Origin of the sequence: Kribbella capetownensis, from assembly GCF_004331485.1 — a bacterium.
In the GTDB taxonomy this organism is placed as follows: Bacteria; Actinomycetota; Actinomycetes; order Propionibacteriales; family Kribbellaceae; genus Kribbella; species Kribbella capetownensis.
In genome coordinates this window covers 1147641-1172057 of record NZ_SJKD01000001.1, presented here as the reverse complement: position 1 = coordinate 1172057, position 24417 = coordinate 1147641, and the positions used below count along the sequence as shown (strand labels likewise).

The window sequence follows — 24417 nt, the reverse complement described above, 5'->3', positions numbered from 1 at the left end:
ACAACGACAACATGTTGTCAAGAAGACTTATGTACAGCACCGCCCTACCTCTGTAGCGTTGGAAGATGTTGTGGCTGTTCATCAGCCTGGGGGTAGTGGGGATCGCAATCGCAGGGTGGTTCGCGTGGCGTCGGCACCTGCGACTGCAACTGGCGGCCGAACAACTGGCGTCCTTGCGCGCGATGGTGGCGGACGACGTCACTCGATTCGGAGAGCTGTATCGGCAGCTGCCAGAGAGTGGCTCGACCGACTACACACAGGCAGGGGTTGCCTACTCCTCTGCACTCGAGGCGAGTCGGGCTTTCCGGGACCCGGTTGCGGCCGGCGCGATCACGCAGACGTTGGCCGACGCGCAGTACGCCGTACTGCGCTATACGTCGACTATCGCCGAGCAGTCGGTGCCCGAGCAGCGGGTGCCGTGCTTCTTCAACCCACAGCACGGTCCGTCGGCTGCTGACGTGCTGTGGACCGAGCCAGGACGCGGCACCCGGAGGCTCCCCGCGTGCGCAGACGACGCCGCCCGCATCACGGCAGGCACGCAGCCGTCGATCCGCTATGTCGAACAGGGCGGACATCAACTCCCGTACTGGGACGCCGGTCCCGCCTTCGCGCCGTACGGAGCCGGTTACTTCAGTCGCGCGAGATCATCCCAGCAGTTCCTGCACACGAACTTCGGCGGCCAGGACAACCTCGACTACGGCAATCCCCGCCACTTCACCGGCCGATCGCCATACCCCCTGGAACCCAGGAACTGAGCTCATGCAGGCAGGTCGACGATTAGGCCTGCTGAGTGGGCCGCGTCGGCCAGGCGTTTGTCGTAGGTGACGAACGACGTGATCTGTGGGTGGATGCGGAGGGCGGTGGCCAGGTGGATCGCGTCCAGGCTGCGGACGACCGCCGGCTTCACAGTCTGCGCGAGGATCCGCGTCCCGGCGTCCAGTTCCACCAGGTCCATCAGGTCGAGGACCAACTGCAGCCGGGTCACCGCCTCGGGCGCGTGCCGGGCCAGCGCCCGGGCCGACTCGATCTCGGCCAGCACCGAACTCACCCACCCGACGTCGGCTCGTTCGTCGAGCCAATACCGCAACGCCAGTGACTCGGACTCGGCGTGCACGAGCTTCACGATGGCGGCCGAGTCGAGGTAGATCATCAGCGCTCGCCCTCCCGGTCGCGCGAGATCTCGGCGGCGACATCCACTCCGTCGGGCTCGCCGAGGGGCATCCGCAGTACTGCGCGACGCATCGCGGCAGCACGCTCTCTGCGCTGGGCGGCCTCGAGCACCGCCAGCCTGATCGCCGCCGAGCGCGAACTGCCGTCGTGCGTCAGCACGTCCAGCGCATGCTCAGTCTCCGCATCGGTGCGAATCGTGATCGTGTCTGCCATGCACCCAATGTAAGACACAATGTCTTACAGCGCCAACGACTCCTTGATCTGGGTGGCTGCGGAGTCGGCGGTGTGTTTGGTGGTGTCGATGACTAGGTCGGCGGTGGGGAGGAGCCAGGTTCGGGCGGCTTGATATTCGGGGACGTGGTCGTGGCGCCAGGGGCGGATGTCTTTGCCTTCGGGGTCGGCGTCGATGCGGGTGTGGAGGGTCTCGGCGTCGGCGTCGAGGAGAACGTGGATCACGGGATGGCCGAGGGCGTGAAGGGCGGTGGAGATCTCGCGCCAGTAGTCCTCGACCAGGACTGTTTGTACGGCGACCAGGTGCTGGCCGGTGAAGCGGGCGACCTCGTCCATGACGACGGGGACGAGGGTGCGCCACGGCGGCAGTTGCTGGAAGTCGGTGAACTGCTGGTCCTTCAGGTTCGCCGACAGCATGTAGCCGACGTACTCGGGGTCGAACAGCCGGGTCCCCTCGGTGAGCTCGACCAGCTTCCCGGCCGTCGTCGTCTTCCCCGCACCGAACGTCCCGTTCACCCAGATGATCGTCATGTTGCGGTACGACGCTCCGCTGCGGTGATCGGTTCGAGGCGGAGGAGCGCGATCCCGGCGACCGCAGTCGCCACGGCGGACAGGACCAGAGCACCCTGGATGTCGAGTGCTGCCAGCAGATTGGTGGAGCCGAGCAGCGGGATCGTCTGCGCCAACGACAGCAGCGACTGCAGGCGGGTGAGGTGCGATCGCGGCGTACTGCGGACGAACACCGGCGCGATGTGCGACGTGAAGATCCCGACGCCGACTCCTTGGACCAACGTGACACCGACCGCGACCGCAACAGACGTCGCCGCACCCAGACCGGCGATCCCGGCCGCCGCCAGAAAGCACCCCAGCCCGCCGGCCAATCCCGGTCGTGTGAACGTTCCGAACCGCGCCACGAGCAGCGTCACGATCAACCCGCCGGCCACGCCCACACCGACAACCAGACCGGTCTCCGACGCGGTCCAACCGTTTGCGCGGGCCAGCAACGGCACGCACAACGACCGCACCGGCAGCACGAACGCCGCAACTAGCGCGACGACCAGCAGCACACTCCGCAGCACCGGATCCCGCCAAGCCACCCGGATCCCGTCGCCCGCCTCCCGCAGTACCGACCGCGGTGCACGCTCAGGACCCACGTCGTACGGCGGTCTGATCGCGAGAAGCACCAGAAACTGGACGGCGAACGTCACCCCATCCACCACCAACGCACCCACCAGACCGACAAAGGCAACGATCACGCCGCTGATCGGTCCGGCCCCGAGCGTGACGGTCTGCGTGACCGACGTACGCAACGCCATCGCTCTCGGCAGTTCCTCCTCTGTCACGAACAACCGAGGCAGTGCGCCCGCGGCGGGCAGTGCGAACGCGTCGACCGTCCCGACTACGGCTGCGGTCACCAGCAACAGCGCAGCGGTGACGTTTGAGGCGACGGCTGCCAGCGCGAAGCAGCAGGTGCCGACGACGGCCGAGCAGACGAGCAGCATGCGGCGTGGACCCCAACGGTCGCCGAGGACGCCGCCGAGCAGGAGGAGTACGGCGCGCGGCAGGGAGAAGGCGGTCAGGACGAGGCCGGCGATGTGCGGCGCGATGCCGGTCGCCGCCCAGCCGAGGGCGAAGAAGAGCGCGCTGTCGCCGAACGCCGAGAGTGTGGAGCCTGCCAGCCAGCCGTAGTAGCTCCGGTTCACCCGTCCAGCCGGACGGGCATGACGAGCGTGGTGAACGTGCCCTGGTCGGCCGAGCGTACGACGACCGGCCGGTCCTGGGCGCAGATCTCGAGCAGTACGTCGGGACCGACACTCACGTCGAGGGCCGCCGCGAGCAACGACGCCGTGAACCCGATCCGCGCCGCGCCCGTCCCGATCACCTCGATCGGCCCGCCATCATCGATCCGCAGCTCCCCGGAACCGATGTCGAAGGCAACAACCTCGCGCCCCTCCAGCGCCGCCCGCAGCGCCGCGCGGTCCACAACCACTCGGCACACCGGGGGCGCGAGGCCGTCGAGGATTCCCTGGTACGCCGGGTACTCCGCGTCCACCACCGCGATCTCGCGTGACTCCCCGTCCCGCACGATCACCGCACCCTCACCCCGGATCTCGAGCTCCACCACCTCACCCGCAGCCGCCCACCGGCTCAGCCCGGCCAGCTCATCCGCCCGCACCAGCACCCGCCCCGCCGCCCCGTCAAACTCCACCGGCCGCACAGTCCGCACCGCCAACCGATACCGATCCGTCGCCACAAACACCACTTCATCCGCCCCCACCTCAACCAACACACAATCAAGCGCAGCCAACACCCCCGCCGCCCCCTCAGGAGCCGACGCGGTGGTGGTTGAGGCCGAAGAGGCAGAGGCCGAGCCCGCTGGCGGAGCGGGAGGCGCTGAGGCGGCCTCGGCTGACGTGGGTGTGGGTGACGTGGGTGGTGGGGTGGTGGGGTTTGCGGCGGCGGGGGCTACCTGGCGGATGGCGCTGGCGAATTCGGGGCCGCCTAGGACTGCTCGGGTGTGGTCGGCAGTCAGGTGAGTGAGGAGGTGGTCGGCTGCGGCTCGGGCGGCGGCCGTCTTGGCCTCGACGGTGCGGAGGTGTGCGCGGACGAGAACCGCCAACTCCGCGGGGTCGGCGTCCAGGGCCAGGCGGACCTCGGCCAGCGGGAGGTCGATCTCCCGGAGGTCGCGCAGGAGCCGCGCGCGGGGTTGCTGGGACGGCGTGTAATAGCGGTAGCCGTTGGAGCCGTCCACCGACGCGGGCGGGAGCAGGCCGCAGTCGTCGTAGAACCGCAGGGCGCTCGGCGCCAACCCCACCAGCCGGGCGAACTCACTGATCGTCAACCTCGAAGTCATGCCGCGACCCTCACCCCTGAACCAACTCGAAGGTCAATGCCGCGACCCCGGCCCTGAACCAACCCACCGGTCAACTCCGCGACCGGCGTCGACGGGCGTCAACTGCGTAGCCGGCCCCACAGGCTCAGGGTCTTGCCGAAGCGCTCGCCGCGGATCCAGTCGAGGATGCCCTTGGCGGACCGCTCCGGCGACACGTCGCCGCGCACCGAGCGCGGCACGTGCTTGCGGATCTCGGCCGCGTCCGCCAGCGCCTCCTCGATCTGCGCCTCGGCCCAACCACGCCCGGCCAGCCGCTTCCGCCGTACCGCGTCCGAGCAGTCGAGATGCAGCCATCGGCCCTCCGGCAGCTCCGCCGGCAACAGCGGCGACAGCAGCAGGACCGGGATGCCCGACCGCCTGATCAGCTCGGTGATGCGCAGCCAGAGCGCGTTGTACGCCGGCCAGATCGGCGCCGCCGTCGGGCTGGCGATGTTGATTCCGAGCAACCGGCCGTGATCGTCCAGTAACTCGTCCATGTCCATCACGACCATGTTTCCCGGGCTCAGCCGGACCAACTCCGGCACGACCGTCGTCTTCCCGGCCCCGGGTGCACCTGTCACCACGAACAACCTCGTCACAGTCCTAGTGTGGGGTCACTGGATCAAGAGACGCACGGGAGGCCGCACGTCAGGCTCAGCCTCAGGTAGTCCGCGCAGGCCGGGAGTGATCGACCCGAGCACGCTCGAGTGCCGCGCGCCCGTGCAACTCGGCACCGTCCCGCCGAGTCCGTGAGCCGTCAGGAACCCGAGTACGGCGAACGCGTACGCCTCCTTCGCCGCCGACGGCAACCCCAGCTCGTCGGTACTGCGCAACGGCACCGCCCCGAGCTCCCCCGCCAGCAGATGCATCAGCACCGGGTTACGGATCCCACCCCCGGACGCGATCACCTCGGTCCCGCCATACCGTCGTACGGCGTCCGCCACGGTCCGGGCCGTCAACGCGGTCACCGTCGCGACCAGATCGTCGGCCGGCACATCAGGCAGACCCTCCAAGGCCCGAGCGAGATAGGAGAGGTTGAACAACTCCTTCCCGGTGCTCTTCGGCGCCGCCCGCTCGTAGTACGGCTCGGCCAGCAACCGCTCGAACAGCTCCGGATACACCCGTCCACGCCCAGCCATCGCGCCATCCGCATCGAACCCGAGCCGTCCACCCGTCAGCTCGGCCACCACCGCGTCGATCAGTGCATTCGCCGGACCGGTGTCAAAGGCAACAGGTTCACCATGCACGACGGTGATGTTCGCGATCCCACCAAGGTTCAGAGCAATCGGTACGCCGGACCGCCCGCGCAACCAGAGCACGTCGATGATGCTGACCAGCGGCGCACCCTGCCCACCAGCCGCCACGTCCCGGGCCCGCAGATCCGAGACCACCGGAATGCCAGTCGCCTCAGCGATCCACGCGGGCTGCCCCAACTGCAACGTCCCGCGCACCGTGCCGCCCTCGACCCAGTGGAACACCGTCTGCCCATGCGAAACGATCAGATCGGCGTACCCACCGCACAGCTGCTCGACCGCCTGCCGCGCGACGTCCGCGAATGCCTGTCCGATCCCCGTGTCCAACCGGCACACCTGCTCCATCGATGTACTTGCTGGAGGCAACGACCCGGCCACAGCAGCGCGCAGGTCGTCCGAGTACGGCTGGCTGAGCATCCCGAGCGGGGTCAGCACCAACTCGTCCCCGTCCAGCCGCAGGTCCGCCGCAGCAGCGTCGATGGCGTCGTACGACGTCCCGGACATCAGGCCGATGACTCGCATGTCAGTCCCGCAACTCCCGTCGGTGGTCGTCTCCGCGCAAGGTGAGCAGCGCGCCAACGCTGACCGCACACGTCACCATCACATACCAGGCCGGAATGTCGATGTTGTCCGTCCGCTTGATCAGCTCGGTGATGATCAGCCCGGCCGATCCGGAGAACACCGCGTTCGACAGCGAGTACGCCAACCCGAGGCCGGTGTAGCGAGTGCGGGTCGGGAACATCTCCGCGAGCATCGCCGGCCCCGGCCCGGCCATCAGCCCCACGACCAGCCCGGCCACGAACACCGCGATCCCCTTGGCTGCGTTCCCGGATTCCTTGTCCTGCAAGAGGTTCATCAACGGCAACGCGAGTACGACGACCAGAGCCGCGCCGGTCGCCATCACCGGCCGCCGCCCGATCCGGTCGCTCAACCACCCGGCCGGGAGGATCGACAACGCGAACCCCAGATTCGCCAGCACCGTCGCAACCAGAGCCTGCTGGAACGTCGCGTGCAGAGTGGCCTGCAAGTACGACGGCATCACCACGAGGAACGTGTAGCCCGCCGCCGACCAGCCCATCAGCCGACCGATGCCCAGGGCAATCGCCTTCGCCACTTCACCCACCGCGGCCGGCTCAGGCTCACGCTTCTGGACCCGCGCGAAGTTCGGCGTCTCCTCCAACTTGAGCCGCAGCCACAGCGCCACCAGGCCGAGCGGCAGCGCGGCCAGGAACGGCACCCGCCAACCCCAGTCGTTCAGCGCCTCCTTGCTCAATGTCGTGGCCAGGATCGCCGCCAACCCCGCTCCCGCGAGCAGTCCGAGCGCGACCGTGAACGACTGCCAGGCGCCGTACAGCCCACGCTTCGTCTTCGGCGCGAACTCGGTCAGGATCGACACCGCGCCACCGAACTCACCACCTGCCGACAGCCCCTGCAGCGCCCGCACCAGCGTCAGCAGCCACGGCGCAGCCGCCCCGATGGTCTCGTACGTCGGCAGTACGCCGATCAGCGTGGTCGACCCGGCCATCAGCAGCAGCACCAGGATCAGCGTCGGCCGCCGGCCGATCCGGTCGCCGACCCGGCCGAACACCGCGGCCCCGATCGGACGGAAGAAGAACGCCAGCGCGAAGGAGGCGTAGGTCTTGATCAGACTCTCCGCGTCGCTGGTCGACGTACTGCTGAAGAAGTTCGCCGCGATCACGGTCGCGAAGAAACCGTAGGCGCCGAACTCGTACCACTCGACGAAGTTCCCGACCGTCCCGGCGACCAGTGATCGCCGCGTCCGCGCCGTACCGACCTGGCCGGTTGCTGCTGGAGTGCTCACCTCGGGTCCTCTCCTGCCTGGCCCCCGTAGGTTTCTCCCGCCCCTGGATCCATCTTGGTCCATCAGTCACCGCCACCGCGACCCCCGGAGGCCTTGACACCGGGTGAGCGCCCATCGATGATCGGTGACGCTATACCGGTTTATCTCCACTCACCGCCTGCGGATGCCGCCAGGCGGCGAACTGGACTTAACCGATATAGCGCACCGCCCACCTTTGACGAGGAGTCGATCGATGAGTCCACAGCTCATGCGGAGAAGGACCCTGTTGTCAGCCCTGGCCGCGGGCACCGCGGCGGCCACCACCGGGGTCGCGCTGCCGGCCCAGGCGCAGCCGAAACGGTGCCGCGCCCGCAAGAACGGCCCGATCTCGGTGGTGTACGTCGAGGTCAACAACGAACCCATGACGAACGTCGCGAAGTACACGCTGGCAAGCGGCGGCGCGCAGGTGTTCGACGTCGCGGTGATCTTCGCGGCGAATATCAACTACGACGGTACGAAGGCCTACCTGTCCTTCAACGAGAACGTGCAGAACGTGCTCGACAACGTGGCCACCCAGGTCCGCCCGCTGCAGCAGAAGGGCATCAAGGTCCTGCTCTCGATCCTCGGCAACCACCAGGGCGCCGGCTTCGCGAACTTCCCGTCCCAGCAGGCCGCCGACGCATTCGCACAGGAGCTCGCCGACGCGGTCAGCCAGTACGGCCTGGACGGTATCGACTTCGACGACGAGTACGTCGAGTACGGCAACAACGGCACCGGCCAGCCGAACGACTTCTCCTTCGTCTACCTGGTCCAGGCGCTGCGCCAGAAGCTGCCGACCAAGCTGATCACGCTCTACGACATCGGCCCGGCCTCGGACCGGCTGACCTACAACGGCCAGAGCATCGCCAACACCTTCGACTACGCCTGGAACCCGTACTACGGCACCTGGGGTGTCCCGAGCGGCCCGACGTCGAAGGCCCGCCTCTCCCCGGCCGCCATCTCGTACACCGCGACGAGCTCGTCGACCGCGGCCGGCCTCGCGCAGCGCACGGTCGACGAGGGGTACGGCGTCTTCCTCACCTACAACCTGACGTCGGCGGACACCCACACCTACATCTCGGCGTTCACCCAGGAGCTCTACGGCAGCGCCGCCGTCTACACGCCTTAGAACTCGTACTCCCAGCCCGGCTTCCAGTCGAACGGCGCGGCGATCAGCTCCTCGATCGGCGCGCGACTGCCCAGAAGGTGCTCGAAGGACCACCGGTTCGCCGAGTGGGCGACCACGAGCACCTTCTGGCCGTCGTACCAGTGCTTGACGTCGGCCAGGAACGAGCGGGTCAGCTCGACGACGTCGGCGTAGCTCTGCCCGCCGGGGAACGGCGTTCCGACGCGCTCGGCCCGCGGCTCGAGTGCCCCCGACCGCGCTCCGTTCAGCTCGCCGTAGTTGCACTCGCGGAGCCGCCAGTCCTGGAAGTGCGGCGCGCTCAGGCCGGCCAGCTCGACCGTGTGGACGGCCCGCCGCAGGTCGGAGCTGAAGACGACATCGACGTCGCGCCGGCGCGGGCCGATCGCGATCGCCTGCCGGATCCCGGCCTGCGACAGCTGCCCCGGCAGCCATCCGGTCGAGATGCCGCGCTCGTTGTCCAGGGTGATCGAGTGGGTCTCGTAGATCAGTGTCGTGGTCACACCTCACACCTAATCTCACTTTGCCTTCGTTACCGGCCGGTATATACTCAAGTTACTCGTGAGTATTGCGCTGCGAAGAGGTAGGGGAACCCTGTGAACCACTACAAGTCGAATCTGCGGGACATCGAGTTCAACCTGCTCGAGGTCCTGGGCCGTGACGCGGTGCTCGGGCAGGGCCCGTACGCCGACATGGACGTCGACACCGCGCGTGCGGTGCTGGCGGAGATCGACCGGCTGGCCAAGCACGAGCTCGCCGAGTCCTTCGCCGAGGCCGACCGCAACCCGCCGGTGTTCGACCCCGAGGCTCATGAGGTCCGGATGCCCGAGGCGTTCAAGAAGAGCTACCACGCCTACATGGACGCCGAGTGGTTCAAGCTCGAGCTGCCGGCCGAGCTGGGCGGACAGCCGACCCCGCCGTCGCTGCGCTGGGCCGCCGCCGAGCTGGTGCTCGGCGCCAACCCGGCGGTGCACATGTACGCCGCCGGCCCGAACTTCGCGCACGTGCTCTGGCGCAACGGCACCGAGCGGGACCAGAAGATCGCGCACCACATCATCGAGCGTGGCTGGGGCGCCACCATGGTGCTGACCGAGCCGGACGCCGGTTCCGACGTGGGTGCCGGGCGCACCAAGGCCACGCTGCAGGAGGACGGCAGCTGGCACATCGAGGGCGTCAAGCGATTCATCACCTCGGGCGAGCACGACTTGACCGAGAACATCATCCACCTGGTGCTGGCGCGGCCGCAGGGCATCGACGGTGTCGGCGGTCCGGGTACGAAGGGCCTCAGCCTTTTCGTGGTCCCGAAGTACGACTTCGACCTGGAGACCGGCGAGCTGACCGGGGAGCGCAACGGCGCCTTCGTCACGAACGTCGAGAAGAAGATGGGCATCAAGGTGTCCACCACCTGCGAGATCACCTTCGGCGACGGCGTACCGGCCAAGGGCTGGCTGCTCGGCGAGGTGCACGACGGCATCGCACAGATGTTCCAGGTGATCGAGTACGCGCGGATGATGGTCGGCACCAAGGCGATCGCCACGCTGTCCACCGGCTACCTGAACGCGCTGGAGTACGCCAAGGAGCGGGTGCAGGGCGCCGACCTGACCCAGCCGGCCAAGGACGCGCCGCGGGTCACCATCACCCACCACCCCGACGTCCGCCGGTCGCTGATGACCCAGAAGGCGTACGCCGAGGCGCTGCGGGCGCTGGTGCTGTTCACGGCGACGTACCAGGACCGCGCCGAGCAGGCCCGGTACGCCGGTGAGCACGACGTGGTCGCCGAGGGCGTGAACGACCTGCTGCTGCCGCTGGTCAAGGGCTACGGCTCGGAGAAGTCGTGGACCCTGCTCGGCACCGAGTCGCTGCAGACATTCGGCGGCTCCGGCTTCCTGCAGGACTACCCGATCGAGCAGTACGTCCGGGACGCCAAGATCGACACCCTGTACGAGGGCACCACGGCGATCCAGGGCCAGGACCTGTTCTTCCGCAAGATCATCAAGGACCAGGGCAAGGCGCTCGGTCACCTGGCCGAGCAGATCCAGGGCTTCGTCGCCTCGGAGGCCGGCAACGGCCGGCTGAAGGAGGAGCGCGGCCTGCTGGCGAAGGGCCTCGAGGACGCGCAGAAGATCCTGGGCGTGATGGGCCAGGCGCTGATGGCGAGCAACCCGCAGGCGGAGAACGGCGACCCGCGCAACATCTACAAGGTCGGCCTGAACACCTCGCGGCTGCTGTACGTGCTCGGCGACGTGGTCTGCTCGTGGCTGATGCTGCGGCAGGCCGAGGTCGCCCTGGACAAGCTGGGTGGCGAGCTCTCCGCCGCCGACCTGGACTTCTACACCGGCAAGGTGGCCGCGGCCCAGTGGTTCGTCCGCTCCACCATGCCGACGGTCCGGGCCGAGCGGATCAAGGCCGAGCTCACCGACCTCGACATCATGGACCTGCCCGAATCCGCTTTCTGACCCGAACCCCTCCGGCTCGACCACTTGCGCGGGTCGAGCCGGAGGCCCGGTTCCGGGGCAGATGGATCTGCCCCGGGTTGCCCCCACGATCTGCCCTGGTGAGGAACGGCTGTTTGTAGGAGCGTTTCTGCCCGTGGCAACACAACGGCCCTGGCTTGGCTTCCCCTGTCCGAGCCAGGGCCGTCCCCTGTCCCCCGCCGTACGCCGGGGGTGACCTCAGGAAGCCCTCAGGGACGCGTCGGGGGATCTGCCGGATCCTGCGGCACCGCAGGTCGGCCTACTGTCGAGCGGACAACGTGGCGGGGCAGTAGAAGAAGAGGCGGACGATGGCGGAGAGCAAGCAACTGGGGGCTGTGCTCCTGGTGGTCGCGGCGGGACTGGCGTTCTGGACCTTCGGGGACCGGGACTCCGACGACACCCACACGATCGACGATCGGATCACCACGGTCGAACTGGCCGCCAAGAACGCCGACGTCACGATCAAGGTGTCCGGCGACGACCGGACCACTGTGCAGGAGAAGCGCAAGTACTGGCTCTGGAAGCACGGCGACGCGTACTCCGTCGACAACGGCACCCTGAAGCTCGACGGCGACTGCGGCTGGCAGTGCAGCGCCGACTTCGAGGTGACCGTCCCGCGCGGTACCAAGGTGATCGGCCACAACGGCAGCGGTGACGTGTCCATCGCCGGCGTCAGCGGCGTCGACACGAAGTCGACGTCCGGCAAGATCGAACTCAGCGACATCAGCGGTGACGTGAAGCTCGACCTGACCTCCGGCGACGTCGAGGTGTCGGATCTGACCGGCAAGCTGGACGTGACGGCGAACTCCGGCGACATCGAGGCGCGCGGCCTGAAGGGCGGCCCGGTGAATGTCGAGACCACCTCCGGCGACATCGAACTCGACCTGAGCGAGGCGAACGACGTACGGGCCAAGGGCACCAGCAGCGACATCGAGATCTCCGCGCCGTCGGGTGGTTACAAGGTCAGCACCGACACCCGCAGCGGTGAGGTGGAGAACCAGCTCGGCAACGACGCCGACGGGTCTCACTCCCTCGAGGCGACCACGGTCTCCGGTGACATCGAGCTCCACGCACACTGACGGTCCGTGTTTACCCTCCGGGTACAGATGGGGTGGCGCAAGCGACATCGGGTGTTGATGGATAACGCCGCCAACGCGGAGTAGCGTCGAGGATGTACGGCGACTTCACTAGGAGGCTCGGCATGGGCGAGCGGAGCGAGCACATCATCCAGGGCAGCGCACCTCGTGTCTCGTGCGCGCCCGGAGCGAAGCGAGGACGCGCATGAGCATCGGTGTGGGGATCTTTTTGATGGTGGTGGGCGCCATCCTGGCGTTCGCGGTCCGGGACTCGTGGGACGCGGTCGACCTGACCGCCGTCGGCTACATCCTGATGCTCGCGGGTCTGGCCGGCATCCTGCTCTCCTTCTACATCACGAACCGGCGCCGCCGCGTCGAGACCGACGCGATCGACCCCGCGGTCGAGGAGGAGTACCGCGTCGTCGAGGAACACCACCGCGACATCAAGGAGTAGCGGGAGCGCGGTTAGACGGTGGCGCCCGACAGGACCAGTTCGAGGCGGGCGGCGCCGTCCGGGGTGACCCGGATCGGGACGCCCCAGTCCTGGCGGTGCATGTGACAGGCCGGGAACTCGACCTCGGCCGAGTCGTCACACGAGGCCGCCTGGACGGCGACGTGCAGTACGCCGTCCCCGACCCGCTCGTCGATGACGAGCCGGCGGCTCAGCTCGGTGGAGTCGCCGGCGCCTTCACGTAGCAGGTTCTCCGGTGTCGAGGACACCAGCAGCCGGGTCGACGGTCCGTACCGATCGTCCAGCTTCTGCCCCGGCGGTGGTGTGAAGACGACCTCCAGCGTCACGTCCCCACCCCTGACCTCCATCGGCGGCCGCTGGGTCCTGGTGCTGAACTCGTCCACCTTCGCCGACGCGCCGAGCGGGATCCGGGTCAGCCGGTGGGCCGCCGACTCGACCACCAGCAGTTCGTTGCCCATGACAACGGCACCGCTGGGCTCGGCCAGCCCGGTGGCCATGGTGTCGACCACGTCGGTGCGTGGGTCATAGCGGCGTACGGCGCCGTTGTAGGTGTCGGCGATCGCGATCGTGCCGTCCGGGAGAGCGGTCACGCCGAGCGGGTGCTGGAGCAGGGCTTCGCTCGCCTTGCCGTCGCGCAGGCCGAAGTCGAACAGGCCGGTGCCAACCGCGGTGTGGACCTCGGTGTCGATCCAGCGCAGCGCGGAGATCTCGGAATCAGCCAGCCAGAGCCGGTCCCCGTCCGCTGCCAGGCCGCTGGTCTGCGCGAACCACGCCTCGGCCGGCGCGCCGTCCTTCAGACCCTCGTTCGTGGTGCCGGCGGCAACCTCCGTCACCTTGGTGAACGGGTCGTACGTCCACAACTGGTGGACTCCGGCCATCGCGATCCAGACCTTGTCCTGCCACCACGCGACGTCCCAGGGCGAGCTCAGTACGTCGGTCCCGTCGCCGTCCATCCACTGCTTGCCGGTGCCGACGAGGGTCGTGACCCGGCCGGTCGCCAGGTCGATGCCGCGGAGCGCGTGGTTGACCGTGTCGGCGACGACGACGTCGTACCCGAGCTTGGTCGCGACGTCGGCCGGGAGCCGCGTCAGCCCGTTCGGCTCGGAGAAGCTGGCCTGTGCGTCGCCGTCGGCGAATCCGCGCTGCCCGGTGCCGATCCGGCGTACGACGGTGGTCGCGTCCTCGGCGAGCTCGACGATGCTGTGGTTCCCGGCGTCGGCCACCAGGAAGCCCTTGTCGAGGGCAACGACCTTGGCCGGGAAGCGGAGGTCGGTGGGCTCCGGCGCGGGAGCGACGTACGGCGACTTGCCTCGGGTCAGTGTGCCGGCGCGCTCGTGCTCCTCGATCAGCTCGGCCAGCTGGGCATCGAGTGCGTGCGCGTGTCCTTCACCGGAGTACTGCGCGACGATGTACCCGTTCGGGTCGACCAGGACCAGCGTCGGCCAGGCCCGGGCGGTGTAGTTCTGCCACGTCACCAGCTCCGGGTCGTCGAGCACCGGGTGGCCCACTTCGTACCGCTCGACCGCGGACCGGACCGCCACTTCCTCGCCCTCGTGCGCGAACTTCGGCGAATGCACGCCCACGATCACCAGCGCGTCGCCGTACTTCTCCTCCAGCGGCCGCAACTCGTCGAGCACATGCAGGCAGTTGATGCAGCAGAACGTCCAGAAGTCCAGCAACAGGAACCGCCCCCGGAAGTCCGCGAGCGACAGCTCCCGCCCTCCGGTGTTCAACCACCCACGACCCTTGAGCTCCGGCGCACGCACATGCATGCCGCCATTGTCCGCCTCGGCACAAGCACACCAGCCCCAGCCCCGCCTTGCGGGCAGGCCCGCCATCCAAGATCCGGGATCCGGGATCCACCCGTCCCACCCTGACTTCAGGCATTTGAGCGGATATCCCTTGCCGTTGCCGGTTCTCAGCTCGTATCACGGGGGGAGAACCGGCAACGCGAGGGGATATCCGTTCAAATGCCACTCGCGGAACCGGCGCGGGCGGGGTGGCGGGCCGGCGGGGTGGCGGGCCGGCGGGGGACGGCGGGGTGCAGGGACGGCGGGGTGCGGGGACGGCGGGGTGGGTGCGGACGGCGGGGTGTGATCAGCGGGGTAGGACCAGGGTGTCGGTGAGGAGTTTGGCGGTTTTGCGGAGGGTGGCGGGGGATGAGGAGAGGTCGGCGGCGAGGGCGTAGGGGGTGAGGGGTTCGCCGGGGCCGACGAGGCGGTGGCGGTGGGCCAGGAGCCAGACGATGGCGCGCGGCCAAGTGGACAGGCGGGCCTTGGCGAGCAGGTCGGGGGCCTCGCGGACCAGGCGCTCGGCGATGTCGAAGGCGTCGGGAGCGTAGGCGTTGCCCAAGGTTTCGCCGGCCATCAGCCAGGCGTGCGGGGCGAGGACGGACAAGGTGGCGGCCTGGGACTTGTCCAGGCCGTGCAGATCGGGCTGTGGCGGTGAGCCGAGACCGGACAGGGCGCGGTAGGCGTCCTCGAGGTCATTGGTGGTGTCGTCGAGGAACACCCGCTCGCCCGGTTTCGAGCCGACCGGGTCGACCATCGCCGCGGCCTCCAGGGCGGGTGTCCACACGTCCACCGCGTCGACAGCCTCATCGATGGCGTCCAGCGCCAACTGGGTCCGATCCCCCGCGAATCCCAGCCAGGCTTTGACCACCACCGGCACGGCCTCGAAGTAGGTGCTGTCGGCAAGCACCTTCCGGGGCAGCCAGTGCGCCAGGAACAGCTCGACCAGTACGGCGCTCACGCGCAGCGGACCGCCGACGGTGTGGTCGACCGCATGGTCGATCCACAGCCGCACGATGTCCGCCGCGTCGCCGGACAGGCCCGCGCCGTACGGCGACCCGAGGAAATCGTCGACCAACTGATCGCGCTGCCGCGGGGAGAGCAGCGGGCGAACGGGAGGCCGGATCGGGCGTTCCGGCAACTGGGTCAGCCGGTTCACCAGCAGGGCCGAGAAGAACTCGAAGTCCTCGCTGACCGGCGGATCGTCGTAGTCGTTGGTCTCGCCGAGCGCCTGCAGGATGATCCCGGCCGCGGTCGGCGGGCGGACCGACCGGATCGTCACCCGGCCACCGCGCTGGTACGCCTCCAGCACCCGGTCCACCGGCGGTCCGACGAACACGTCCTTCACGATCGCGCCGATGTTGTTGTCGATGAACACCACCACGGTGTGCGGATGGTGGTCGTCGTCGTAGTCCAGTACGACGCTCAGCCCGTCACCGCTGATGTCCTCGGACACGATCGCGCTGGTCAGCCGGAAGCCGGCGATCCGGGTCACCCACTCCGGCACCTCGGCCTCGGTGCGGAGCCGGGACAGGTGTGCCCGCTGCAGCGGCAACCGCCCGGCCGGACCGACCGTGCGGGCCAGACTCGTCAGCAGGACAAAGGATTCGAGGTCGCGGCGCTCACCGAGCACCCGCGCGGCATCGGCCCAGAAGAACCGCTCGACCTCGCCGATCTCGTCCGGCCTTCCGGCCGGCCAGAGCTGGTCGGCGAGCATCGCCGCGGACCGCGCGACGGAGGCCTCGGCGATCACCGGGTGCAGCGCCGGCGGCGCGGCGGCCAGGTCCAGGGAGAGCGTTTCCAGCAGGGTTTCCAGCACGGCGACGCTCGGCGTGGTGTCGACGTCGACACCAGCCGTGGGTCCGTGGGTCGGGCCCGGCGCCGAATCGACCAGCCGCAGGTGGCTGCGCCGTCCGTCCCGGCCTCGTGGTGACTTGGTCACGTCCGCGACATTACCGTCCAGTCCCAGTCCGCCGCAGGCCCCTGCGCGCGTCCTGTGGACAACGAGCTCGACACGCCGTCACGGAACGACTGCGGCCCGTGCTTGGAGTAGCACGGGCCGCGTCGTACGTCGTCCTGCCGGTCAGCCCTTCAGGGCACCCGCCATCAGGCCGCCGATGAACCAGCGGCCCAGCAGGATGTAGACCAGCAGGGTCGGGAACGAGGTGATCAGCGCGCCGGCCATGCTGGCCGCGTAGTCGACCTTCTGGCCGCCGGACAGCGCCGCCAGGCCCAACGTCACCGGACCGTTGTTCTGCTGGGTCAGGAACAGGGCGAACAGGAAGTCGTTCCAGACCGAGGTGAACTGCCAGATCAACGTCACCACGAACCCGGAGATCGAGATCGGCAGAATGATCCGGGCGTACGTCTGGATCAGTCCGGCGCCGTCCACCCGGGCCGACTCGATGATCTCGGTCGGCACGATCGTGGCGTAGTAGTTCCGGAAGATCAGTGTGCAGATCGGGATGCCGTAGATGCAGTGCGCGATGATCAGCGTCGGCACACCCCGGGTCACGTCCAGCTCGGTGAACGTCGTCCGCAGCGGCAGCATCACCGCCTGGTACGGGATGAACATCCCGAACAGGATGAACGCGAACACGATGTTCGCGCCGGGGAACCGCCAGCGGGCCAGCACGAACCCGTTCGCGGAACCGATCATCGACGAGATGATCGCGGCCGGGATCGCCAGCGACAGCGACCGGATCATGTACGGCCGCAGCACGTCCCACGCCTTGCTCCACGGCTCCAGCGTCCAGGTCTCCGGCAACGACCACTGTGCGGCGGCCGTGGTGTCGCTGGCGGTCTTGAAGCTGGTGACCACGACGACGTACACCGGAGTCAGCACGAACAGCAGGAAGAGCAGCAGGAAGAGGTACCGGAAGGTCCGGCTGCGCCGGGTCGAACCGTCGGCGATCGTACTGCGCCGCGGCTTGCGGGTGAGCGCCGCGGCGGCCTGACCGGTGGCGGCTTCTGCGGTGCTCATTGCTTGGCCTCCTGCCGGGCGGTCCACGAGAGGTACGGGATGACGAGGACCGCGACGCACGCGAGCAGGACGATCGCGATCGCGGCCGCCTTGGCCTGATCACTGCGCAACAAGGTGTTCCACATGTAGATCGACGGCACCTCGGTGCGGAACTGGTTCGGCCCGGTGATCGCGTAGATCAGGTCGAACAGCTTCAGCGAGATGTGGCCGAGGATGATCAGCGCCGACAACGCGATCGGCGACAGTTGCGGGAACAGCACGTACCGGTACAGCTTGAACTCGCTCGCGCCATCGACCCGGGCGGCCTCGCGCAGCTCCGGCGGAATGCCCCGGAAGCCGGCCAGGAACAGCGCCATGATGTAGCCGGACATCTGCCAGACCGCGGGCAGGGCGATGGCCGCCATCGTCGTCCATCTGCTCCCCGCGGTCCACCACGGATTCTCCAGGAAGTTCAGATGGAGAATCGCGAAGAGCCGGTTCAGGCCGCGGGCGTCGTCACCCTGGGACGGGTTCAGCAACCAGCCCCAGACCACGCCCGAGGCGATCATCGAGATCGCCATCGGGAACAGGAAGATCGACCGGAACACGCCCTCGCCGGTGACCCCCTTCTCCAGCAGCAGGGCCCAGAGCAGGCCGAAGATCAGCGTGCCCACGATGAACGCCACCGTGAGCACGCCGAGGTTCTTCAGCGAGTTGAGGAACCGGTCCTCGCCGAACAGGTTCACGTAGTTCTCGAAGCCGACGTAGTGGGCCGGGCCTTTGCGGGCCGTGTGCCGGTCGGTCAGCGACGTGTTGAAGGACCACGCGATCAGCCCGTAGACGAAGTACCCGAGCAAGAGCACGGTCGGCAGCAGCACCAGGGCGCCAGGTCCCCAGGTGCGGATTCTTCCGTGCACGTTCAGTCCTCCCAGCCGGGTCGGATCCGCAACTCGTCGCGCATCAGCTCGTCTTCATCGCGTTACCGAGCGCCGTCTGCAACTTGGCCACGTCGGGGCTGCCACTGAACTGGCTGAGCGCGGAGAGGATGTCGTTGTTCTGGCCCAGCGTGCAGGCAGCACCGTGGGCGCACGACGGCACGATCTTGTTGCTCTTCCAGTCGGCCATCGCGCCCTGCTGGTACTTCGGGTAGTCGGCCGGCTGCGCGTCCGAGCGGGCCGGGATCGAGCCCTTCTTGGTGTTGAACGCCTTCTGGCCCTCGGCCGAACCGACGGTCTTCAGCCAGCACTTCGCACCGTCGGGGTCAGCCCCGTTGGTCGGCAGCGTGAACGAGTCCGCCAGGAACTGGAAGGTTCCCGAGGTCCCCGGAGCCGGCCAGTAGGTGTACGCCGAGTCCGGCACCTTGTCGGCCAGCTGCTGCGCGGCGACCCAGTCACCCATCAGCGTGTAGCCGGCCTGGCCCTTGTTCACGTACTGCAGCGCGTCCGGCCAGTCGATCGCCTCACGGTCGGCGTTCGTGTAGGTCAGCAGCTTCTTGTACTTCTCCAGTGCCGCGGTCACGTCGGCACCGGCCCAGTCGGTCTTGCCGTCCCACAGACCGCTGAACTTGTCCGCCCCGAGGTCGGCCAGCAGCACGGCCTCGACCAGCATCTCCTGTGCGAAGCCCTTGGAGATCGCCAGCGGCGCCTTCACGCCGGCCGCCTTCAACTTGTCCATGTCCGCGATCCAGGCGTCCACGCTGGCCGGCGCCTTGGCGCCGTCGATGCTGGCCTTCTTCAGCACCGCCGGGTTGGCCCAGACCACGTTGGCGCGGTGGATGTTGGCCGGGATCGAGTAGATCTTGCCGTCGACGGTCAGGTTGTCGATCAGGTTCTGCGGGAAGGCCTTGTCCAGCCCGTAGTCCTTGTACAGCTGGCTGACGTCGTCGACCTGCCCCGCGTTGATGTAGTCCTTCAGCTCCGCGCCGGCGTGCGCCTGGAACGTGGACGGCGGCTTGCCCGCCTGCAGGTCGTTGGCCAGCACCTGCTTGGCGTTCGACCCGGCGCCACCCGCGACCGCGGAGTTGACGAACTTGAAGTCCTTGCAGTCGGTGTTGAACACCGAGACCATGCCGTCCAGACCGGCCTTCTCGCCGCCATCGGCCCACCAGGTGAAGACCGTGACGTCCTTGCTCGCCGCCGAGTCTCCACCGCCGCCGCCGTCATCGCTGTTCCCGCAGGCGCTGACCGCGAGAAGACCCGCCGCACTCAGCACCGCGAGGGTCTTACTCAGACCACGCATGTTCACTCTCCGATCACTTGGGTGGAGCCGCCTGTGACAACGATGCCCCCTTGACGGCCCAACTCTGGGCACGCGGCCTGCCGGGTGTCAACGCTCCGCGCAGGCGCGTTGCGCAGCCGTGACCCCGCGCGCCGCACGAGTGTGAGAGCGCGCACATCGGGCGCCCAACCGGGCACCTTGATCAGTCGCGTTGCGCGAAACTTTCCTACGGACGCAGCAGAACCTTGATCGCCCGCCGCTCGTGCATGGCTTTGTAGCCCTCGGCCACTTCCGCCAGCGGCAACTCGAGGTCGAAAACCTTGCCCGGGTCGATCTCGCCCGCCAGTACGTCGGCCATCAACTGCGGCAGGTACGTGCGCACGGGTGCGGCCCCACCGGCCAGACCGATGTTGCGCCGGAACATCACGGGGATCGGCGGCTCCACCCCGTGCGGCACGCCGACGAACCCGACCATGGCCCCGGCCCTGGCAACATCGAACGCCGTCGTCATCGCCTGCCCGGTGCCGACACACTCGAGCACCGCGTCCGCGCCGACCCCGCCGGTCAGTTCGAGTACGGCGTCCCGCGCCGCGTCATCGCGTTCGGAAATGACGTCCGTGGCACCGAATTCGACGGCAAGCTTTTGACGTGGTTCGTGCCGTGACAATGCGACGATTCGCTCGGCCCCCATCCGCGAGGCCGCCAGTACGCCGCACAGTCCGACGGCGCCATCACCGACCACCACCACGGTGTCGCCGGCCTTCACGCGTGCAGCGCGGGCGGCATGCCAGCCGGTGCCCATCACGTCGGACAGCGCGAGCAGCGACGGGATCTGTGCGTCGTCCGGCATCTCGGGCGTTGCCACCAGCGTGCCATCGGCGTACGGGAGCTTGACGTACTCGCCCTGGCCGCCGTCGGCCTGGTCGGTGCCGTAGCCGACCCGGTTCTGGCAGGCCGTCTGGTACCCGGCCTGGCAGTTCGGGCAGGTGCCGTCGCTCACCACGAACGGTGTGATGACGAAGTCGCCGGGCTTGACCGTGCGCACCTCGGCGCCGACCTCCTCGACGATCCCGACGAACTCGTGCCCGATCCGCCGCGGCTCCGGGACCGGGTTCTCGCCGCGGTACGGCCACAGGTCCGAGCCACAGATGCATGAGGCAACGATTTTCACCAGTGCGTCCGTCGGCCCGTCGATCTTCGGATCCGGTACGTCGTTCAGCCTGATGTCGAACGGGGCATGAAGCATCGTGGCACGCATGCTGCCAGCTTAGGCGGTGCTGTAGCGACCTCGGCGGTGGACCAGGGGTGGGACCTCGTCGGGGGCGAGCTCGACGTGGGCGATCTCCAGCTGGACCTGGAGGGCCCAGCCGACCTCGGGCGGGTCGGGCGTGGTCAGGGTGCAGCCGGCCCAGGTGGTGACACCGGTCGGAGCGGGACCCCACTCGGTGTCCGTCCAGTCGATCAGCCGGAACGGGCCGCCCGGAGCCGGGGCGACGTAGCCGAACGCGTCAGCGAGTTGCTGCTGCGGGGCACCGAGCAGGGCGACGACCGCGGTCCTTGCCTGACGCAACGTTTCCCACAGGTCCGAGTCGGGATCGATCAACCCGATCACGTAGCCGGGCTCGCCGTCGGCCACCAGCATGGACGACACCGTGAGCCCCGCGCGCTTGCCGTCGTACGAGCTGGTCCACAGGCTGACCGGCGACGGCAGCCGCCCGCGCAGCCGGCGGACCGGACTGCGCTCGGACTCGGGCGGCAAGAACGGGTGATCGCCGTGGATCGTCATACCCGCACGGTACTTACCGCGCGGTCACGCGGGGCGGCAGGGTGAAGCGGTCAATGGGCTGGAGTTGCAGGCCGATCGCGGCGCGGATCGTCTCTGGCCGTCCGTCCGCGTCGAACGTGAACACGTACCGCTGGCCGTAGACACCGGAGCCGGCGTCCTCGGTCACCAGCAGCGTGTCGCCGTCGGCTTCGAGCACGGTCGGTTTGTCGGCGGGGTTGCCCTGAGCCGGGTCGAGAACATACAGGCGGCCGCCGAGCTGGACGATGTCGGTGACGCCCCACAGGTTCGCGTAGCGACCGGTGAAGCGGGCCAGGTCGGCCGCGTCGCCCGGGCGCTCCTTCGACTCGGCCAGATCGAGCAGCCGGAAGAACCCTTCGGCCAACTGGCCCGCGGGACCGTCGATCGCGTTGGTCAGGACGGACACCGCGATCCCGGCGGACCGGTCGAACATGGACCGGGTGATGTGCCCCGGGTAGCCACCACCGTGCCCGATCAGCCGGCGGTCGCCGGTCTTCGCGATCTGCAGGCCCAGCCCGTACCTCGGCCAGTCGTCCTGCGAGGTCTGCCACAGCGGGTGCTGCATCTCGCGCTTCGATTTGTCCGTCAGCAGCCGGTCGTCGCCGGGCAGGTGCGCGGAGAAATAGGTGACCAGATCCCGGGCGTTGCCGAAGAAGCCGGTCGCCGAGGCCAGCGCCCGGGTGTCGACGTGCTCGATCGGGACCCGGTCCGGCGCGTACGACAGGGCGCTGTAGCCGGCGGCGTACTCGGTGAGCCGGGCCGGATCCAGCTCCGGCCCGAGTCCGGACAAACCGAGCTTGTCCACGATCGCCGTCTGGACATAGGAGGTGTACGACGTCCCGGACGCGGCCTCGACCACCAGACCGAGCAGGCCGTAGCCGATGTTCGTGTACTTGAAGCGCTCGTTCTCCGGCGTCACGGCCGACGACTCCTGCCGCAGTACCTCCAGCAGCTCGTCGCGGTCCGGGAATTTGGTCTGGAGCTGCCACCAGTCGGCGGCGTCGCTGTCCCGGGTGACCCCGCCGGCGTGCGCCAGCAACTCACGGACGGTCCGCTCACCCAGCGGCGTACCGAGGATCTCCGTGACGTGCTGCGACGCCTTGTCGTCCAGCCGCAGCCGCCCCTGCTCGACCAGCTGGAACACGGCCGTCGCGGTGAACGTCTTCGAATGCGACGCGATCCGGAACAGATGCTGTTCGGTCAGCGGTACGTCGTCTTCCACGTCCGCCATCCCGTACGCCGCCGAGAAGGCGACGCCGTCCCCGGCGTACACCGCGGCCTGGACCCCGGGCACCCGCTGGAAGCGCTGGTTGAACGCCAGCCAGGTGTCGTAGTAGGCGAGTACTTCGCGCAGGTTCTCGGAATCCGAAGCGTCAGACATGACGCCTAGATTGAATGACGCGGAAGCGACTCGCAACGTAAGCGCCGTCGGTGTATGTCGCGTTGGCGGCCGGATTCGCGCCGGTGCCGTGGAAATCGCTGAAAGCAGCCGATTGATTGACGAACACCTGGCCGGTCAGATTCTCCGACAGGGCGACCCCGGCATCGAGCGCGGCGTCGCGGGCCTGGTCGAGCACCTTCGGGTCGGTCGAGTAGATCCCGGCCGTCATCGCGCCGCCCTCGGTGACGGTCGAGCGGAACACGTCGATCGACTCCGCGGTGTCCGCAGTCCGGACCAGGAACGACACCGGCCCGAAGCACTCGCGGCCGTACACCTCGTCGTCCTTGGCGTCGATGGCGACCAGCAGCGGCGTACGCACGACCGCGTCCGGGAACGACGGATGCTGGATCGCGCGGGACTCCAGCACGACCTCGCCGTACTCCGGGGCCAGCTCGAGCCGGTTGATCACGGCCTGGTTCACGATGCCGCCGAGGATCTCGACCGCGCGGGCGTCGTCGCCGAGCAGCTTGCCCATCGCGCCGGCGATGCCCGCCCCGACCTCGTCGAAGGACTTGTGCCCCTCGTCGGTCTCGATCCCGCCGGCCGGGACGAAGATGTTCTGGGTCGTGGTGCACATCTGGCCCGAGTACAGCGAGAGCGTGAAGGCCAGGTTCCCGGTCATGGCTTTGAACGCGTCGGTGGAGTCGATGATGACCGCGTTGACGCCGGCCTTCTCGGTGAAGACGGTCGCCTGGGTCGCGTTCTGCTCCAGCCACTCACCGAACTCGGTGCCGCCGGTGAAGTCGATCAGCTTGACCTCGGGGCGGGTCGCCAGGGGCTTGGCCAGGCCGTCACCGGCGCGCTCGACGGCCAGGGTGACCAGGTTCGGATCGAAGCCGGCCTCGGCGAGCACCTCGCGGCAGACCTCGACGGTGATCGCCAGCGGCAGGACCGCGAGCGGGTGCGGCTTCACCACGACGGCGTTGCCGGTGACCAGCGACGCGAACAGACCGGGCCACGAGTTCCAGGTCGGGAACGTGTTGCAGCCGATCACCAGCGCGACACCACGGCCCGTGACGGTGAACGTCTTCTCCATCCGGATCGGGTCGCCCTTGGCCGGCTTCTCCCAGGTCGCCTCAGCCGGGTACCGGTTCATCTCCTCGTAGGCGTACGCGACCGCCTCCAGCGCCCGGTCCAGCGCGTGCGCGCCGCCGGCCTGGAACGCCATCACGAACGCCTGCCCGCTGGTGTGCTGGACCGCGTTGGCCAGCTCGAACACCCGCTGGTGCAGCCGGGCGAGGATCTCCAGCGTGACCCCGGTCCGGGTGTCGATCCCGGCCTTGCGCCAGTCCGAGATGCCCTGCTGAGCCGCCGCCATCAGCTCGTCCAGCCCGTCCTCGACCGTCCGCGGGTAGGCGACGTCCATGGTGATCCCGAACGGCGACTGCTCGGTGATGACCGTGCCGCGCGATCCCGGGGTGTCCAGGGCGTACGTCGTACTCAGATGGGCCCCGAAGGCGGCCTTGCCGTCGGCGGCCGCCGTCTCGCCGTACACCCGGGGACTGGGAGACTCCGGGAAGGCGGAGTGGTAGCCGCGGCCGCGGATGGCCGCGATGGCGGCGTCCAAGCGTTCGCGGTGGGTGGCGAGCCGATCGGTCCCGGTGGTGGTCATGGCTGCGATGTTACAGTCAACGGCACAATCAGAGATAGGTTGTCACAAGAGTAGTTCTC

23 protein-coding genes are annotated in these 24417 nt (G+C 68.5%); 5 read left to right on the top strand and 18 right to left on the bottom strand.

The window, feature by feature from the left end; all coding sequences use genetic code 11:
• Positions 1 to 65 precede the first annotated feature (65 nt).
• The gene (locus E0H75_RS05785) at positions 66 to 755 is read left to right on the top strand and encodes a hypothetical protein (protein ID WP_131512026.1); all 690 of its coding nucleotides are present in this window, start codon (positions 66 to 68) and stop codon (positions 753 to 755) included.
• A gap of 2 nt (positions 756 to 757) precedes the next feature.
• Here the strand turns inward: E0H75_RS05785 and E0H75_RS05780 are convergent, their stop codons facing one another.
• The 8 genes from E0H75_RS05780 to E0H75_RS05745 all read right to left on the bottom strand — a co-directional run bounded on the left by E0H75_RS05780 (position 758) and on the right by E0H75_RS05745 (position 7348).
• Complete coding sequence (locus E0H75_RS05780) at positions 758 to 1150, bottom strand: type II toxin-antitoxin system VapC family toxin (protein WP_131512024.1); 393 nt, start codon at positions 1148 to 1150, stop codon at positions 758 to 760.
• Positions 1150 to 1383, bottom strand: a complete 234-nt coding sequence (locus E0H75_RS05775) for a hypothetical protein (protein WP_131512022.1) — start codon at positions 1381 to 1383, stop codon at positions 1150 to 1152. Before E0H75_RS05775 ends, E0H75_RS05780 begins: the two co-directional genes overlap by 1 nt.
• A gap of 24 nt (positions 1384 to 1407) precedes the next feature.
• Positions 1408 to 1932 (bottom strand): AAA family ATPase, encoded by a 525-nt coding sequence (locus tag E0H75_RS05770; protein ID WP_131512020.1) that lies wholly within the window; start codon positions 1930 to 1932, stop codon positions 1408 to 1410.
• Complete coding sequence (locus E0H75_RS05765; RefSeq protein ID WP_165553466.1) at positions 1929 to 3104, bottom strand: MFS transporter; 1176 nt, start codon at positions 3102 to 3104, stop codon at positions 1929 to 1931. Before E0H75_RS05765 ends, E0H75_RS05770 begins: the two co-directional genes overlap by 4 nt.
• Positions 3101 to 4255: a DNA polymerase III subunit beta family protein gene (locus E0H75_RS44535; protein WP_131512016.1), complete on the bottom strand. Its 1155-nt coding sequence runs from the start codon at positions 4253 to 4255 to the stop codon at positions 3101 to 3103. Before E0H75_RS44535 ends, E0H75_RS05765 begins: the two co-directional genes overlap by 4 nt.
• A 98-nt stretch (positions 4256 to 4353) precedes the next feature.
• A complete protein-coding gene (locus tag E0H75_RS05755) occupies positions 4354 to 4872 on the bottom strand; it encodes an AAA family ATPase (protein WP_238162853.1) in 519 nt (172 codons plus the stop codon).
• Between the two features lie 15 nt (positions 4873 to 4887).
• Entirely contained in the window at positions 4888 to 6048 is a 1161-nt protein-coding gene (locus E0H75_RS05750) for an anhydro-N-acetylmuramic acid kinase (RefSeq protein ID WP_131512014.1), read from the bottom strand.
• Between the two features lies 1 nt (position 6049).
• Positions 6050 to 7348: an MFS transporter gene (locus E0H75_RS05745; RefSeq protein ID WP_131512012.1), complete on the bottom strand. Its 1299-nt coding sequence runs from the start codon at positions 7346 to 7348 to the stop codon at positions 6050 to 6052.
• Between the two features lie 232 nt (positions 7349 to 7580).
• On the opposite strand from E0H75_RS05745, the gene E0H75_RS05740 reads away from it, so the two are divergent.
• Positions 7581 to 8495, top strand: a complete 915-nt coding sequence (locus tag E0H75_RS05740) for an endo-beta-N-acetylglucosaminidase H (protein WP_131512010.1) — start codon at positions 7581 to 7583, stop codon at positions 8493 to 8495.
• Here the strand turns inward: E0H75_RS05740 and E0H75_RS05735 are convergent.
• Positions 8492 to 9013 (bottom strand): histidine phosphatase family protein, encoded by a 522-nt coding sequence (locus E0H75_RS05735; RefSeq protein WP_131512008.1) that lies wholly within the window; start codon positions 9011 to 9013, stop codon positions 8492 to 8494. The two genes, E0H75_RS05740 and E0H75_RS05735, sit on opposite strands and share 4 nt — an antisense overlap.
• Before the next feature lie 93 nt (positions 9014 to 9106).
• Between E0H75_RS05735 and E0H75_RS05730 the strand changes: the two genes are divergently transcribed.
• The 3 genes from E0H75_RS05730 to E0H75_RS05720 all read left to right on the top strand — a co-directional run bounded on the left by E0H75_RS05730 (position 9107) and on the right by E0H75_RS05720 (position 12514).
• Positions 9107 to 10966: an acyl-CoA dehydrogenase gene (locus tag E0H75_RS05730; RefSeq protein ID WP_131512006.1), complete on the top strand. Its 1860-nt coding sequence runs from the start codon at positions 9107 to 9109 to the stop codon at positions 10964 to 10966.
• A gap of 326 nt (positions 10967 to 11292) precedes the next feature.
• Positions 11293 to 12063, top strand: coding sequence for a DUF4097 family beta strand repeat-containing protein (locus E0H75_RS05725; protein ID WP_131512004.1), 771 nt, complete (start codon positions 11293 to 11295; stop codon positions 12061 to 12063).
• Positions 12064 to 12265: 202 nt separating this feature from the next.
• Positions 12266 to 12514 carry a DUF6458 family protein gene (locus E0H75_RS05720; protein WP_131512003.1) on the top strand — a complete coding sequence of 83 codons (249 nt, stop codon included), beginning with the start codon at positions 12266 to 12268 and terminating at the stop codon, positions 12512 to 12514.
• Between the two features lie 11 nt (positions 12515 to 12525).
• Here the strand turns inward: E0H75_RS05720 and E0H75_RS05715 are convergent, their stop codons facing one another.
• The 9 genes from E0H75_RS05715 to paaN all read right to left on the bottom strand — a co-directional run bounded on the left by E0H75_RS05715 (position 12526) and on the right by paaN (position 24358).
• A complete protein-coding gene (locus E0H75_RS05715) occupies positions 12526 to 14304 on the bottom strand; it encodes an NHL domain-containing thioredoxin family protein (RefSeq protein WP_131512001.1) in 1779 nt (592 codons plus the stop codon).
• Positions 14305 to 14629: 325 nt separating this feature from the next.
• A complete protein-coding gene (locus E0H75_RS05710; protein WP_238162852.1) occupies positions 14630 to 16264 on the bottom strand; it encodes a hypothetical protein in 1635 nt (544 codons plus the stop codon).
• 141 nt (positions 16265 to 16405) lie between these two features.
• Positions 16406 to 17305 (bottom strand): carbohydrate ABC transporter permease, encoded by a 900-nt coding sequence (locus tag E0H75_RS05705; protein ID WP_131511999.1) that lies wholly within the window; start codon positions 17303 to 17305, stop codon positions 16406 to 16408.
• Positions 17302 to 18201, bottom strand: a complete 900-nt coding sequence (locus E0H75_RS05700) for a carbohydrate ABC transporter permease (RefSeq protein ID WP_131511997.1) — start codon at positions 18199 to 18201, stop codon at positions 17302 to 17304. The genes E0H75_RS05705 and E0H75_RS05700 overlap by 4 nt, the downstream gene beginning before the upstream one ends.
• Positions 18202 to 18244: 43 nt before the next feature.
• Positions 18245 to 19522, bottom strand: a complete 1278-nt coding sequence (locus E0H75_RS05695) for an ABC transporter substrate-binding protein (RefSeq protein ID WP_131511995.1) — start codon at positions 19520 to 19522, stop codon at positions 18245 to 18247.
• 205 nt (positions 19523 to 19727) lie between these two features.
• Positions 19728 to 20759 (bottom strand): zinc-dependent alcohol dehydrogenase family protein, encoded by a 1032-nt coding sequence (locus tag E0H75_RS05690; RefSeq protein ID WP_131511993.1) that lies wholly within the window; start codon positions 20757 to 20759, stop codon positions 19728 to 19730.
• 9 nt (positions 20760 to 20768) lie between these two features.
• Complete coding sequence (locus E0H75_RS05685; RefSeq protein WP_131511991.1) at positions 20769 to 21287, bottom strand: flavin reductase family protein; 519 nt, start codon at positions 21285 to 21287, stop codon at positions 20769 to 20771.
• Positions 21288 to 21300: 13 nt separating this feature from the next.
• A complete protein-coding gene (locus E0H75_RS05680) occupies positions 21301 to 22686 on the bottom strand; it encodes a serine hydrolase (RefSeq protein ID WP_131511990.1) in 1386 nt (461 codons plus the stop codon).
• Positions 22679 to 24358: a phenylacetic acid degradation protein PaaN gene (gene paaN, locus E0H75_RS05675; protein ID WP_131511988.1), complete on the bottom strand. Its 1680-nt coding sequence runs from the start codon at positions 24356 to 24358 to the stop codon at positions 22679 to 22681. The genes E0H75_RS05680 and paaN overlap by 8 nt, the downstream gene beginning before the upstream one ends.
• Positions 24359 to 24417 lie beyond the last annotated feature (59 nt).

Bases quoted from the DNA above. Each gene is read 5' to 3' on its own strand.
- E0H75_RS05785 (WP_131512026.1), top strand. From the start codon at position 66: ATGTTGTGGCTGTTCATCAGCCTGGGGGTAGTGGGGATCGCAATCGCA.
- E0H75_RS05780 (WP_131512024.1), bottom strand. From the start codon at position 1,150: ATGATCTACCTCGACTCGGCCGCCATCGTGAAGCTCGTGCACGCCGAG.
- E0H75_RS05775 (WP_131512022.1), bottom strand. From the start codon at position 1,383: ATGGCAGACACGATCACGATTCGCACCGATGCGGAGACTGAGCATGCG.
- E0H75_RS05770 (WP_131512020.1), bottom strand. From the start codon at position 1,932: ATGACGATCATCTGGGTGAACGGGACGTTCGGTGCGGGGAAGACGACG.
- E0H75_RS44535 (WP_131512016.1), bottom strand. From the start codon at position 4,255: ATGACTTCGAGGTTGACGATCAGTGAGTTCGCCCGGCTGGTGGGGTTG.
- E0H75_RS05750 (WP_131512014.1), bottom strand. From the start codon at position 6,048: ATGCGAGTCATCGGCCTGATGTCCGGGACGTCGTACGACGCCATCGAC.
- E0H75_RS05740 (WP_131512010.1), top strand. From the start codon at position 7,581: ATGAGTCCACAGCTCATGCGGAGAAGGACCCTGTTGTCAGCCCTGGCC.
- E0H75_RS05725 (WP_131512004.1), top strand. From the start codon at position 11,293: ATGGCGGAGAGCAAGCAACTGGGGGCTGTGCTCCTGGTGGTCGCGGCG.
- E0H75_RS05720 (WP_131512003.1), top strand. From the start codon at position 12,266: ATGAGCATCGGTGTGGGGATCTTTTTGATGGTGGTGGGCGCCATCCTG.
- E0H75_RS05715 (WP_131512001.1), bottom strand. From the start codon at position 14,304: ATGCATGTGCGTGCGCCGGAGCTCAAGGGTCGTGGGTGGTTGAACACC.
- E0H75_RS05705 (WP_131511999.1), bottom strand. From the start codon at position 17,305: ATGAGCACCGCAGAAGCCGCCACCGGTCAGGCCGCCGCGGCGCTCACC.
- E0H75_RS05695 (WP_131511995.1), bottom strand. From the start codon at position 19,522: ATGCGTGGTCTGAGTAAGACCCTCGCGGTGCTGAGTGCGGCGGGTCTT.
- E0H75_RS05690 (WP_131511993.1), bottom strand. From the start codon at position 20,759: ATGCGTGCCACGATGCTTCATGCCCCGTTCGACATCAGGCTGAACGAC.
- E0H75_RS05685 (WP_131511991.1), bottom strand. From the start codon at position 21,287: ATGACGATCCACGGCGATCACCCGTTCTTGCCGCCCGAGTCCGAGCGC.
- E0H75_RS05680 (WP_131511990.1), bottom strand. From the start codon at position 22,686: ATGTCTGACGCTTCGGATTCCGAGAACCTGCGCGAAGTACTCGCCTAC.
- paaN (WP_131511988.1), bottom strand. From the start codon at position 24,358: ATGACCACCACCGGGACCGATCGGCTCGCCACCCACCGCGAACGCTTG.